The sequence below is a fragment of the Algoriphagus algorifonticola genome (assembly GCF_007655305.1).
Lineage (GTDB): Bacteria > Bacteroidota > Bacteroidia > Cytophagales > Cyclobacteriaceae > Algoriphagus > Algoriphagus algorifonticola.
In genome coordinates, this window is record NZ_VLOG01000037.1 from 18,036 (window position 1) to 31,071 (window position 13,036).

Genomic DNA, 13,036 nt, shown 5'->3' on the forward strand with positions numbered 1-13,036 from the left:
TAGAACGCTTATTGATAAGAAAAAGGAACGGTGAAAGCTGTTCCTTTTTTATTTTTATGGCATGCTAGAAGCAATGGTATTCATAGTAAAGATTTTACTGATTTTTTCAGGTATAAATCTAATCTTAGGCTTAATACGGCCCGTATTAGTTCTTTGGTTTCTGGATCGTTTTAATAGATGGAAGGTAGTCAAGGTTTATGGCCTAGGGATCCTCGTTTCATGTTTTTTGTTGCTTTTATTGAGAGCAATTTTCTGAAAGCATCACTGCATAGTTTTTGGAACTATCTAAATAGATATACACCCTTCCGAGGATTATGGATATGCAGGAATGTTTTTATGTTTCTATAGCTAAACTTTTGCCGACCCTGTTTCATCCTTAACTTACCAAACTCAAATATTTTTTGGCATAATTGGACTAAACAGATAATCATCGCTATTTCTGCTTATCAGGCGGAAATATATTCTATGAATTTTGATTTTATCAAAATTTAGCCGGTACTTTCTAAAAATAATATTCATTTGAGATCAGTAGTATCCATATTGCTTTTGGTTTGCTTTGCCAGTTATCATTTTGGCTACTATCTATTTTATTATTCTCATCAATACCATTTGGAATCTAAGTGGACTGAGAAAATTTATACAGATCAAGTAGAAGGATTGGAAGAGCGAATGATGGTCATTCCACTTTCTGCACCTTATATGTCTAATCAGGAGCACTTTCAAAATACAAATACTCGCTTCGAAAAAGACGGCAAATTTTATAGAGCTATTAAGCAGCGGTACCAAAATGATTCCTTGGAAATTATTTATGTGCCCGATACTGCTAGAAAATCGCTAGAGTCCACTGTTCAAAAATGGATTTCCGCAGTTACAGATGGCGATTTAGATTCAGAACAGTCAAATTCGAAATCATTCAAAAGCTTTGTAAAAGACTATATTCAAACAGTTTCACATGAGTTTCAAGGAGTCAATTCAAAGGCTTCTGTTGCTACACTAGGGTTTATTTTTTCACCTTATCAAAATCCATTATACACTTTTGATTCTCCACCTCCCCAACTTTTAGGTTGAACTTCATCTTAGGGGCTTTTAGCTTCATTTACATCTTTTTAAGGCTTCAGTATCCTGTCGCCTTTTCAACCTATTACGTTATTTATCATGAAAAAATTATTTCTATCTGGGATAATAGGAGCTTATTTGTTTCTATTCCCGGAATTTGGCTATGCTCAAGGATGCGTAGCCATTCGCCAATTTTCTGGAGTTGGCAATGCTGTGGGACAAGGTAATTTTCAAAATCAAGGAGATTGGAACATCAGTGCTAATTACCGGTATTTTAAATCGTTTCGTCATTTTCGGGGAACACATGAGGAGCCTGAAAGGATAGAAAATGGAACACAGGTGATCAATTGGTCTCATGGTATGGACCTTTCTGTCAGTTATTCCTTTACTTCAAGAATTTATGCGCTGGCTTCTATCCCTTTTGCATATAATGAACGCTCCTCTCTATATGAACACGGAAGAACTGAACGTCACACTACATACAGTTCGGGTTTGGGTGATGTTAGAATTGGAGCTGGCTATTGGTTATTCCCCGAGTCAGAAAATAGAAAAGGAAATATGGCTGTGGGGTTAGGGATTAAAATTCCCAGTGGAAATTTCCGGGCGGAGGATACATTCTACAATGTAGGTGTAGGAGGTCAACCTGAAATTCGACCTGTTGATCAATCTATACAGTTAGGAGATGGTGGATTCGGGTTCAATGTAGATTTTCAGGGTATTTGGGGTTTAAATTCCTCCCTTTTCGCTTATTACAGTGGTTTTTATCTCTTTAATCCAAAAAACACCAATGGCACAAGGACTTTTAGAAGCAGAGAAAGTGAATCCATTATGAGTGTTCCCGATCAATATGCGCTTCGCGGAGGGGCTTTTTATTCTGTAAAGCAAGTCCATGGTTTAGGCTTCTTGCTTGGTGGTAGAATAGAAGGTATTCCAGTTAGCGATTTACTGGGCGAAAGTGATGGCTTTCGTAGACCTGGCTATGTCATTTCGGTAGAACCTGGAGCAAGCTATATGCTCAAAAATATAACTGGGACATTGACTGTGCCTTTAGCTTTGGTTAGAAATAGAACTAGAAGTCTTACCGATATAGCTGATTCTACTCCTGAAAACAGAAGACATGGAGATGCTGCCTTTGCAGATTATGTGATCAATTTTTCCCTAGCCTGGAGAATACCAAAAAAGGTACCTCAGGTTTTTAACACTTTATAAATAGGGTAGAAATCAAAGGGCTTTCGAAGGCTCTTTGATTTCTTTTTTGATACTCTTGGTTGCCAATACCATTAGAGAAATCGCTAATACAAAAAGTAAAGCAGCGATGATGGATAAGACATAGACTTCTTCCTGAAAGTTTTTCCATGCAAATAAACCCAAAGAGGCCAATGTTACTGTAAACATGAAAAACATGGGAAGCGTGACGAACAGAGCATTTTTCTTTTTTCTAATCATCCATACTGCAATAGTTAAGAGCGCCAAGGCTGCTAATAGTTGATTTGCTGAGCCAAATATGGGCCAAAGGGTAGTGAACTCTCCCGAAAGCAAGAGAAGAACCGAAAAAACAACGACTAAACCTGTACTTATAAAACGATTCTTAGAAATGTATTTGGCACTGGGCTGAGGAAGGTCTTCAAAATACTCCTGCAATGTAAACCTTGCCAAACGGGTACAGGTATCGAGCGTAGTTAGCGCAAAGGCTGAGACGGTCAGCGCTACAAAGCCTACCGCAAAAGATTCAGAAATTCCTAAACTTGCGATCATGCCTCCCAAGCCAGTGGAGAAAAGTGAAACGGGCCCCTCTCCTGAGAGTCTTTCTAGGTATTCCGTCTTAGACAAAACGATCACAGCGCCTACTGATATAATTGCCAAAAAGGATTCAATCAACATCCCTCCAAACCCTACCACCTTGGCATCAGATTCTTTGTCCAATTGTTTGGAAGTAGTCCCCGAAGCTACCAAAGAGTGAAAGCCCGAAATTGCTCCACAGGCGATAGTCACGAATAAAACAGGAAATATATAGCCAAGATTTTCCGTGGAAACAGTCACCTCCGAACTCATTTTAATTTCAGGATTGGCGATAAAAACACCCAAGATGGCAGCAATCATCATCCCATAGAGTAAAAAGCTATTGAGGTAATCCCTTGGCTGAAGCAGTAGACTTACCGGTGTAACTGAAGCAATGAAGGCATAAGCCAATAAGGCCAAAATCCAAATCTTGTAATCTAATACAAAAGGAACTTGCATGCCGAGATACACAAAAAAGTACATCAAGATTACTCCTATCACACTTATAATTATAAAGGTGATTTTTTTGTCTCCAACTGTTCTATTCACAATTCCGAATACGATGGCCAAAAAAATGAAAAAAATAGAGGCCGATGCTACACCGGGATTGCTGACGAATGTTTTGGCAATAATATCTGCAAAAACCCCGATGACTAGAATTAGGGTAGAGAAGCTGAAAATCACAAAGAGTTGCTTTCCCTGGAGACCTATTTGTTTTCTGATGATCACACCTATGGACTTACCTTCAGTTCGCAAGGAAGCTGCCATACTGCCCAAATCATGAACTGCACCAAAAAAAATTCCCCCAATCAAAATCCATAGAACTGCTGGAATCCATCCAAAAGTAACTGCGATGATGGGGCCTACGATAGGCCCAGCCCCTGCAATGGAAGCAAAATGATGCCCTAAAACCACAATTGGCTTGCTTGGCTCGTAATCTACGCCATCTCTTAGGGTATGAGAAGGAGCTTTGTTCTCATCGGAAAGTCCAAACTTCTTATACACATAGCTGCCATAAAATTTATAAGCGAGAATCAGAATGATAGCCGAAAGGACCAGCAGGAGAGCAAGATTCATGAGGAATATTTTGGGTTTACTTAAATCTAAAAGAAAAAATTTCTTGAAGACCTATTCAAAATAAAGCAAAATTTGTGGCCTCTAAAAGGAATACTACAGGAATGAAATTAGAGGTTTTTCATACCTATGGAATGCAGAGAAATGAGGATCAGTTTTATTTCACAGATATAAGGACTAAATTTGTATCCTTTGACTCGTCAAAAATCATTTTAAAAACTCAATATGGCTTGGTTTAAAAGAACTGATAAAGGGATCAAAACCTCCACAGCAGAGAAGAAAGATGCGCCGGATGGATTGTGGTTCAAAACCCCCAACGGAAACATCATTCATACAAGAGAGCTTAAAAACAACGCTTATGTATGTCCAGATGATGATTTCCACGTTAAAATCGGATCCAAGGAATATTTTGAAATCCTTTTTGATAACAACAAATTCACGGAATTAGACAAGGATATGAAGTCTGGAGACCCTTTGAAGTTTTCAGATACAAAACCTTACACTTCCAGAATTGCTGCTACTATAGATAAAACCGAACTCAATGATGCTGTAAGGACTGCTTATGGCAAAATGAATGGGCTTGATTTGGTAGTGGCCTGTATGGATTTCAATTTTATCGGTGGTTCTATGGGCTCTGTAGTTGGAGAAAAAATTGCCAGAGCTATCGATCACTCTCTGAAAAATAAAGTGCCATTTTTAATGATTTCCAAGTCAGGTGGTGCTAGAATGATGGAAGCTGGTTTCTCTCTCATGCAAATGGCAAAAACCTCTGCCAAATTGGCCCTGTTGGATCAAGCTGGAATTCCATACATTTCACTTTTAACAGATCCGACAACCGGAGGCGTAACTGCTTCGTACGCTATGCTAGGTGATTTTAACATTGCTGAGCCTGAAGCATTAATCGGTTTTGCAGGCCCAAGAGTAATCCGGGAGACAATCGGTAAAGATTTGCCGAAAGGTTTTCAAAGTTCTGAATTTGTTTTGGAACACGGATTTCTTGATTTCATCATCGATAGACGACAGTTGAAAAGCAGGTTGACCACTTTGTTAAACCTCTTGAACAATTAATCAGTTATCTTAAAAAAATCTATGCTTGAATAGGCTCAAATTTGAAAAGCAAATTGGCCTGTTTTATTGATTAATAGATATATTTGTGCACCGAAAACGGATTTCAATCCATACGAAAAGTAAAACCAAAATTTCATGGGTTCTGTAATTATTACATCCATTGTAGCATTTACCTTAATCATATTGCTACTGGTATTTATTCTCTTGTTTGCCCAGTCTAAACTGGTCAATTCAGGAGATGTGAAAATTGTCATCAACGGAGATGAAAGCAATGCTATCACTACCTCAGCAGGGGTGAGTTTGCTGTCTACGCTTGGTAACCAAAAAATCTTCCTTCCTTCTGCCTGTGGTGGAGGAGGTACTTGCGCTATGTGTAAGTGCGTTGTGGAAGAAGGTGGTGGAGAAGTTCTTCCTACCGAAGTTGGTCACCTTAGCAGAGCAGAACAGCAAACTAATGTGAGATTAGCTTGCCAGGTAAAGGTAAAGCAGGATATGAAAATCCGCGTACCTGAAGAAATCTTCGGAATTAAGAAGTGGGAGTGTGAGGTTGTGTCTAACTACAACGTTTCAACTTTCATCAAGGAATTTAAGGTTAAACTTCCTGAGGGAGAAAACTTAGATTTCGAATCCGGAGGCTATATTCAGATTGATGTTCCACCAATTACTGTAAACTTCAAGGATATGGATATCACTCCACATCCTGATTTGGGACACCCTGATGATGTTTACAAAAGTGACTGGGATAAATTCGGTCTCTGGGACTTAGTCATGAAGAATGACGAGGAGCTATTCAGAGCTTACTCCATGGCCAATCACCCAGCTGAAGGTAACATCATCATGTTGACTATCCGAATCGCAACTCCACCGTGGGATAGAGCAAACAACAAATGGATGGATGTCAACCCAGGAGTTTGTTCTTCGTATGTTTTCGCAAGAAAGCCTGGAGATAAAGTAACTATCTCAGGTCCTTACGGGGAATTCCATATCAACCCTACCCAAAGAGAAATGATCTACATAGGTGGTGGTGCAGGTATGGCTCCATTGAGGTCTCATATATTCCATCTATTCCATACTGAGAAAACCGACAGAAAAGTATCTTATTGGTATGGTGGCCGATCTAAAAAAGAATTGTTTTACACTCCTCAGTTTAGAGCAATTGAAAAAGATTTCCCGAACTTCAATTTCCACATTGGACTTTCTGAGCCACTTCCTGAAGATAACTGGAAAATCAAGAAATCTTTGGACGATAAAGAAGGTGATGGATATGTAGGTTTCATCCACCAAGTATTATATGACAACTACTTGAAGGATCATCCTGAGCCAGATGAGGTAGAGTATTACCTATGTGGTCCTCCTTTGATGAATGCAGCAGTTCTTAAGTTGCTAGACGATTTAGGAATTCCTCAAGAAAATATCCGCTTCGATGATTTCGGAGGATAATCCAAACTTAAAATCCCGCTTCGGCGGGATTTTTTATTTGTGGTCACATTTTTGATTATTTTTACCCAACATCACACCCTTATGAATATTCAGTCTTTTTTCGATCCCGTCGCGGACTTTCTTTGGCAGAAAAAATATCCGGAAAACTCCTTTTTCCGACAAATCCACTGGTATGGAGAAGAATTCCCTGACCTCAAAGGTATTCAAATTGCCCTAGTAGGGCTAAAAGAAGCCAGGGGAATTCAAAAATCTGAAAGTGTAGAGCGAGGCTCCCTTGAAATCCGTGAAAAACTGTATGAATTAAAGCGCGGAGTGGGTCCTTACAGAGTGGCTGATTTGGGAGATCTAATTCCCGGCGACACTTTAGATGAGACCTACCAAAAAATGCAAAAGGTCGGAGAGTATTTAATGAAGCAACAGATCCTTCCGATTTATTTTGGAGGCACTCATGATTTGGATTATGGCCAATATCTCTCCTATCAAAAAATGAAAAAGCTGGTCAGCTTATTGACTGTCGATGCCAAGCTAGACATGGAAGAAGAGGGGCCACTTTCAGACCAACACACGCAGGAGATTATTTTACATCAGCCGAATTTCCTCTTTTCCTATTCTCATTTGGCCTATCAAAGCTTTTTAGTAGACCCTTCTTTGATCAATGTAGTGGAGAAGCTTTATTTTGATCACATGAGGTTGGGGCTGGTTAGGAAAGAATTTAAAGAAATCGAGCCATTGATCAGAAATGCTGACTTTTTGAGTTTTGACCTATGTGCTATTCAGTCCTCTGATGCTCCAGGAGCTGTGGATCCGCAGCCATTTGGATTGACAGCCGAAGAAGCTTGTCAAATCTGCTGGTTTGCCGGAATGAATGAGAAATTGAGTTCCATTGGAATTTATGGGTACGAACCGTATTTTGATGATGCCTCTAACAAGACGGCTAAAGTTAGCGCTGTCATGATCTGGTATTTTATCGAAGGTTTTTATTCCAGAAAAGACAGCCTTTCTTTTAAGAGTAGTGATTATACCAAATACACGGTTTCTCTGGATACGAAGCCTAATACACTGGTCTTTTATAAAAGTAAAAGAAGCGGAAAGTGGTGGATGGAGATTCCTCATAATGAAACGGAGAAGTTTGATAGAGTTAGTACAGTTCCTTGTAGCTACTCTGATTACCAAGTGGCACAAAAAGGAGAAATTCCGGAGCGTTGGATCAATGCTCAGATCAAGTTATTGTGATGAAAGAGTACACGAGGCAACAATTGGCCTTGAGGAATGGGCAAGACAAGCCTGAAGTATGGGTCTCTTACAAGGGTTTGATTTACGATGTTAGTACTTCTAGGCTATGGAAGAAGGGTACTCACTATGAGCATTGGGCTGGACAGGATCTGACGGAGGAATTGAAAGACGCTCCCCATACAGAAAAAGTTTTTGAAAAATTTCAGCCCATAGGGCGATTAATTTGAAATGATATTAATAGCAGATAGCGGTTCCAGTAAGACAGACTGGAGAGTAATTCATCAGGATGGAAAAATTTCCCAGCATAGAGGTGTTGGATTCAATCCCTATTATCAGACGGCCGAAGAAATGGCTATTCAAATGCGGGATGAGTTTCTTCAGAATCTATCTGATGAAATTGAGCAGATTTACTACTACGGAGCGGGCTGTTCTGCACCCGAAAGAAAAGCCGAAGTAGTACAAGCCTTAAAATCCATTTTTCCTGATTCTGCTATAGAAATTGATCATGATTTAGCTGCTGCTGCTCATGCTACCTGTGGACATCAAGCTGGGATAGCTTGTATTTTGGGCACAGGTTCTAATAGCTGCGATTATGACGGAGCAAAAATTGTGGATTCCAGACCGGCTCCTGGCTATATTTTAGGAGACGAGGGAGGCGGAGGATATATTGGAAGAAAGTTGCTTAGGGACTTTATCAATCAGGAAATGCCTTCTGAAATTCACCAAGAATTGAAAGCAAGGTTTCACCTCACTCAAGCGATTATTCAGGATCATGTGTACAGGCAGCCCTTTCCTAATAGGTACATGGCTAGTTTTTGTCGATTTATCACTGAGCATGCCTCTAATCCTTACTGCTATCACTTATTCTATGACTCTTTTATTGAATTCTTCGAAAAGCATATCTTTAAGTATAAAGACTGCAAGTCTAAACAAGTTAATTTTGTCGGCTCCATTGCCTTCTATAACTCAGATATTTTGAGAAAAGCAGCGAGGGATCAAGGCTTACAAGTAAATTTGATTATAGAAAGCCCCATAGCAGGATTGACTCTGTATCATCAGAATAAATTATAAATCTATTCTAGGACAAAGAGTCCTCATTCCTTTGGTTTGGAGCATTCAAAAAAGATATAGCGACCCAAAAAAATCTATCAAAAATGAAAGTGACAGAAAGTACCTCTTATTATGATAATCTGGAGCAAATGTCTATTCCGGAATTATTGGAAAATATCAACCGGGAAGATTATAGAGTACCTGAGGCTGTCAAAGAGGTTATCCCTGTTATTTCATCCTTGGTAGAAGAGATTGTACCGAGGATGGAAAGGGGAGGGAGACTAATCTATATTGGTGCCGGTACTTCTGGCCGCTTAGGCATTTTGGATGCCTCTGAATGCCCTCCCACCTATGGAGTGCCTCATGATTGGGTCATTGGATTGATTGCTGGAGGGGATGCCGCTATTCGCAAAGCCGTAGAAAATGCCGAGGATGATGCAAATCAAGCCTGGAAAGATATTCAGGAATATGGATTCAACCCAGATGACACGATCATTGGAATAGCCGCTTCTGGCACTACTCCCTATGTAATTGGAGGTGTGAAAACAGCCAAAGAAAATGAACTTCTAACCGCCTGTATTACCTGTAATCCAAATTCTCCCTTAAGTCAGGAAGTGGACTTTGCAATAGAAGTAGTCGTAGGTCCTGAGTTTGTCACAGGAAGCACTAGAATGAAGGCCGGAACTGCCCAAAAATTAGTGTTGAATATGATTTCTACTACGGTGATGATCAAATTGGGAAGAGTAAAAGGGAATAAAATGGTGGATATGCAGCTTTCCAATGCCAAGCTAATAAACAGAGGTACCTTGATGATCATGGAGGCTACGGGCTTGGACGAGGAAAAAGCAAGAGAATTGCTCCTTTCTCAAGGTTCAGTAAGAAAAGCAACAGAATACCATTATAAAAACAAGTAAATCTCTTACTTAACTAGTAAATATCCTTGGAATGGCTGTATCTTTGCAGCCCAATTAAACGATTGAAATCCAATTGTTTATTTAAAGTATATATATCCGCTTTTTTTCCGCTGAATGGAAAAAATTGTTCAGTATCAGCCTTATGGATCAGAATCTGAAAACTTCGCCTGCCAGCTGTGGCCGGGTCTTCAGTCTTCTAGCTCGATGAACAAAGAAAATATGTCAATTGGAAGGATTGGCGGATGATCAGTTAAAAATTAATACAGCAGTGATGTTGCATACTTATGAAAAAAGATAATTCAAGAAAACCATTTTTTGACTCCAAAAAATCTGATTCCTCAGATTCCAAAAAATTCCAAAAAGGCAAGCCGGCTCCTAAGTCCAAGTTCGGTTCAAAAGACTCCGATAAAAAGAGTTTTGGACCAAAAAAAGACTGGAAAAAATCTGACGCTTCAGCTAAATGGGATAAAGAAGACAAGCCTGGAAAAAGACCAAATTTCAGAAAAGATGAGGGCAAGTTCCCGAATTCCGATCAAGGAATGGAAAAGAAGCGCTTTTTTGGAGCTAAGCCTGAATCGGGTTCCGAATCAGGTGACTTCAAAAGAGAGCCTTTCAAAAAATCATTCAAGAAAGATTTCCAAGCAAAGCCTGAAGGAGATAAGCCAAGAGCTTATTTAGGAAGAGGGAAGGATCAAAAGCCTATTTATGGAGAAAAGGAAGTAGGCAGAAGCCCTAAACTTGCGGGAAAAAAGGGATTCGGGAAAAACCGTCCCAATCGATTTGAAATGGATCAAAACCGTCCAGATTATAATTTCGATGCTTTACCTGCGAAAAAATCTAAGGGGTCCGAAGGATCTGATTTAATTCGATTGAATAAATACATTGCCAATTCCGGAATTTGCAGTAGGAGAGAGGCTGACGAATTGATCGCTCAGGGATTGGTCACAGTGAATAATGAGGTCATCACCGAGCTAGGATATAAAGTAAAGAAAGCAGACCGAGTAGTATATCAAGGAAGAAGAATTAATCCTGAAAAGCCGGTGTACGTTCTATTGAATAAGCCTAAGGACTTTATCACTACGACCGAGGATCCAATGGAGCGTAAAACAGTAATGAAGTTGGTGGAAAACGCCTGTGAAGAAAGAATATTTCCAGTAGGTAGATTGGATAGAAATACTACTGGACTGCTATTATTTACCAATGATGGAGAATTGGCTGCCAAGCTTTCTCACCCTTCCAATGAGATCAAAAAAATCTATCAGGTAACCTTAGATAAACCTTTGACCAAAAAGGATGAAGAAGCTGTTTTGGAAGGCTTGACATTGGAAGATGGTCCGGCTAATGTAGATGACATGCAAGTGCTATCTAAGGATCGTAAAATTCTAGGTCTTGAAATTCACATTGGACGAAACAGAATTGTGAGAAGGATTTTCGCTCACCTTGGCTATGAAGTGACCGCCTTGGATAGAGTGATGTTTGCCGGATTGGATAAAAAAGACTTAAAACGGGGTCATTACCGTTTCTTATCCGAAAAGGAAGTTATCAAACTGAAATTCTTTGTTTAAAATAGAAAAGCTCCTTAACCGGGAGCTTTTTTCATATTTAGCCTTTCAAGGCCTTTTCAATTCAGACGTTGTGAAAAAAATGGAATACTAGGTATAATAGTGGGGTCCATCCGGAAGAGATTGAACATGATGACTTACTACTGTTGGATTCCCTTAGGTCGGTTGGCAGGGGGATAGTATCTTAAACCAATTGCATCCCGATCCTTCGGGATGGTTTGGATAATAGGGTAGGACAAGGGTTTTAGAAATCTTCCCTTTGGAAGATTTTAACCTTGGGCCAGCATGCAGGGCGGGCAAATTCCACCCAGCCCATAGCAATGATTTGACCACGCTGAGGCGGGGGGGCAAATTCCACTCAGTCGCCACAATCATTTGACTACACTCAGTGGGGATATTGTAAAAAGACGGTGAAGCCGTCGAACCTTTCAATAGCCCTAGGTGAAACCTAGGGAATGAAAACGATAAATAATTTAGTTTTGGCAACCCTGAAAGGGTTGAACGATAGGTGTTCTATTTGCAAATTCTAAAAAATGAAATCAATACAAGCCTCAAAAAATTGACCCATCAAGCGTCATTTTAGCTTTACCAGATTGTAGGTAAGGAAATATACGTTTACACTAATGTTTATTCTATGTTCAAAGGGGGTGGGTTGAAAATAACTTCTCCATATTGTTCGACCCCTTCAGGGTCTGTAAGTACCAAATAAATTGTATTACCCTGTAACCATGGGTTGCACCCATGGCTATTCAAAGGTTGGACCCCTCTCGGGGTCATTATCATTGTTCCGGAGGAATGGATAAAAGACGGTGAAGCCGTCTACTTCTGAAAAGCCTTCGGCCTTCCTCTACCGGCTGGTCGGCGGAACCGGCGGAAAAATAAATTCTTGTTGGATTGAATTTGACAACCCTGAAAGAGTTAAACTTTGGAAATGGAATTACTCCCGACAGTTGTACAGGGTTTTAGGAGGTATAAAACCGTTTTGTTCCAGAGAGCTTGCAGAATACGCTTTGTCCATAGCATGCATTCCAAACATAGGCGAATGGGGGCATAGTTTGACAAGGACCGCACCATTCCGGAAAAAATCGGGTTTCGGGACTAATGTAGATCTGATGCTTCTCTATTCCGGAAATATTGGGATTAAAACTCCTTTTTCTGGGAGGAAATTCAATCAAAAAAGGCTCAATATTCGATTCTATTCCTTCTTGAACCAGACACAAAATCAGAACTATTTTTTATCACAAGTGTTAAATAGTAGTAAGAGTAAACTTTTAAACATACAACCATTATGGAAATTACTAGAAAAGCTAAAGAAGAATTGGAAAATAGAATCGATAGAATTGAAGAGTTTATCGGCAAAAAAGGATTGGGATCAAACTACCTACAAAAGGCAAAAAAAACGCAAAGGGATATCAATTTGGCTTTGGCAGTAGGAGGAGTGATTATGATTGCCGGGTTAATACTATGGATGAAAAGTAAAGATTAATAGGCCATTTTTTCTTAACATTCATTTACCGGACGCTAGCCTATAAATAGAGTCTTTTTTAAGTAAAACCTTTCAAGGTCTTTTCCAAATCTCTTTTAGTAATAATCCCCCCCTTTCTCCAAAGAATTTTACCTCGTTTGAAAAGAATGTAATGAGGAATAGACCGCACGGCAAATTGCTGTGCAAGCTGAGGATATTTATCAACGTTCAGTTTTAAAAGCTTTATTTTCCCGTCGAGCTCTTCGAGAACCTCGGAAATAATTGGATCCATGGTTTGGCATGGGCCACACCAATCCGCGTAAAAATCCACTAAAATGGCATCTTGGCTTTTGCTGAGTTTATCCTTAATCGATTCCTTAGGCATGCAGTAAAAG

General features: G+C 39.7%; 12 protein-coding genes. 10 read left to right on the forward strand and 2 right to left on the reverse strand.

From position 1 onward, the window contains the following. Window positions 1–519: 519 nt before the first annotated feature. Both FL972_RS07725 and FL972_RS07730 read left to right on the forward strand, forming a co-directional pair. The gene (locus tag FL972_RS07725) at window positions 520–1,068 is read left to right on the forward strand and encodes a hypothetical protein (RefSeq protein ID WP_144604509.1); all 549 of its coding nucleotides are present in this window, start codon (window positions 520–522) and stop codon (window positions 1,066–1,068) included. Window positions 1,069–1,155: 87 nt separating this feature from the next. Further along, window positions 1,156–2,265, forward strand: a complete 1,110-nt coding sequence (locus FL972_RS07730; protein WP_144604511.1) for a hypothetical protein — start codon at window positions 1,156–1,158, stop codon at window positions 2,263–2,265. Between the two features lie 12 nt (window positions 2,266–2,277). On the opposite strand, the gene FL972_RS07735 is transcribed toward FL972_RS07730, so the two are convergent. Beyond that, window positions 2,278–3,912, reverse strand: a complete 1,635-nt coding sequence (locus FL972_RS07735) for a carbon starvation CstA family protein (protein ID WP_144604513.1) — start codon at window positions 3,910–3,912, stop codon at window positions 2,278–2,280. Window positions 3,913–4,134: 222 nt separating this feature from the next. Here FL972_RS07735 and accD point away from each other — a divergent pair, with 222 nt between their 5' ends. From accD to FL972_RS07775, 8 genes are all read left to right on the forward strand, one after another. Then, entirely contained in the window at window positions 4,135–4,977 is an 843-nt protein-coding gene (accD, locus tag FL972_RS07740) for an acetyl-CoA carboxylase, carboxyltransferase subunit beta (protein WP_144604515.1), read from the forward strand. Between the two features lie 135 nt (window positions 4,978–5,112). After that, entirely contained in the window at window positions 5,113–6,417 is a 1,305-nt protein-coding gene (gene nqrF, locus FL972_RS07745; protein WP_144604517.1) for an NADH:ubiquinone reductase (Na(+)-transporting) subunit F, read from the forward strand. A gap of 81 nt (window positions 6,418–6,498) precedes the next feature. After that, the gene (locus FL972_RS07750) at window positions 6,499–7,650 is read left to right on the forward strand and encodes a formimidoylglutamase (RefSeq protein ID WP_144604519.1); all 1,152 of its coding nucleotides are present in this window, start codon (window positions 6,499–6,501) and stop codon (window positions 7,648–7,650) included. After that, complete coding sequence (locus FL972_RS07755; RefSeq protein ID WP_144604521.1) at window positions 7,650–7,877, forward strand: cytochrome b5 domain-containing protein; 228 nt, start codon at window positions 7,650–7,652, stop codon at window positions 7,875–7,877. The genes FL972_RS07750 and FL972_RS07755 overlap by 1 nt, the downstream gene beginning before the upstream one ends. 1 nt (window position 7,878) lies before the next feature. Beyond that, complete coding sequence (locus tag FL972_RS07760; RefSeq protein ID WP_144604523.1) at window positions 7,879–8,721, forward strand: N-acetylglucosamine kinase; 843 nt, start codon at window positions 7,879–7,881, stop codon at window positions 8,719–8,721. Between the two features lie 56 nt (window positions 8,722–8,777). Next, window positions 8,778–9,614: an N-acetylmuramic acid 6-phosphate etherase gene (murQ, locus tag FL972_RS07765; RefSeq protein WP_262710888.1), complete on the forward strand. Its 837-nt coding sequence runs from the start codon at window positions 8,778–8,780 to the stop codon at window positions 9,612–9,614. A gap of 284 nt (window positions 9,615–9,898) precedes the next feature. Beyond that, window positions 9,899–11,179: a pseudouridine synthase gene (locus FL972_RS07770; RefSeq protein WP_144604527.1), complete on the forward strand. Its 1,281-nt coding sequence runs from the start codon at window positions 9,899–9,901 to the stop codon at window positions 11,177–11,179. A 1,285-nt stretch (window positions 11,180–12,464) separates the two neighbouring features. Further along, window positions 12,465–12,662 carry a hypothetical protein gene (locus tag FL972_RS07775; protein WP_144604529.1) on the forward strand — a complete coding sequence of 66 codons (198 nt, stop codon included), beginning with the start codon at window positions 12,465–12,467 and terminating at the stop codon, window positions 12,660–12,662. 58 nt (window positions 12,663–12,720) lie between these two features. On the opposite strand, the gene trxA is transcribed toward FL972_RS07775, so the two are convergent. Then, window positions 12,721–13,026 carry a thioredoxin gene (trxA, locus tag FL972_RS07780; protein WP_144604531.1) on the reverse strand — a complete coding sequence of 102 codons (306 nt, stop codon included), beginning with the start codon at window positions 13,024–13,026 and terminating at the stop codon, window positions 12,721–12,723. Between the last annotated feature and the right edge of the window lie 10 nt (window positions 13,027–13,036).

What these genes read in the sequence shown, in the direction of transcription:
- FL972_RS07770 (WP_144604527.1), top strand. Translation starts at nt 9,899, where the DNA reads ATGAAAAAAGATAATTCAAGAAAACCATTTTTTGACTCCAAAAAATCT.
- nqrF (WP_144604517.1), top strand. Translation starts at nt 5,113, where the DNA reads ATGGGTTCTGTAATTATTACATCCATTGTAGCATTTACCTTAATCATA.
- FL972_RS07735 (WP_144604513.1), bottom strand. Translation starts at nt 3,912, where the DNA reads ATGAATCTTGCTCTCCTGCTGGTCCTTTCGGCTATCATTCTGATTCTC.
- FL972_RS07755 (WP_144604521.1), top strand. Translation starts at nt 7,650, where the DNA reads ATGAAAGAGTACACGAGGCAACAATTGGCCTTGAGGAATGGGCAAGAC.
- FL972_RS07730 (WP_144604511.1), top strand. Translation starts at nt 1,156, where the DNA reads ATGAAAAAATTATTTCTATCTGGGATAATAGGAGCTTATTTGTTTCTA.
- trxA (WP_144604531.1), bottom strand. Translation starts at nt 13,026, where the DNA reads ATGCCTAAGGAATCGATTAAGGATAAACTCAGCAAAAGCCAAGATGCC.
- accD (WP_144604515.1), top strand. Translation starts at nt 4,135, where the DNA reads ATGGCTTGGTTTAAAAGAACTGATAAAGGGATCAAAACCTCCACAGCA.
- FL972_RS07775 (WP_144604529.1), top strand. Translation starts at nt 12,465, where the DNA reads ATGGAAATTACTAGAAAAGCTAAAGAAGAATTGGAAAATAGAATCGAT.
- FL972_RS07750 (WP_144604519.1), top strand. Translation starts at nt 6,499, where the DNA reads ATGAATATTCAGTCTTTTTTCGATCCCGTCGCGGACTTTCTTTGGCAG.
- FL972_RS07760 (WP_144604523.1), top strand. Translation starts at nt 7,879, where the DNA reads ATGATATTAATAGCAGATAGCGGTTCCAGTAAGACAGACTGGAGAGTA.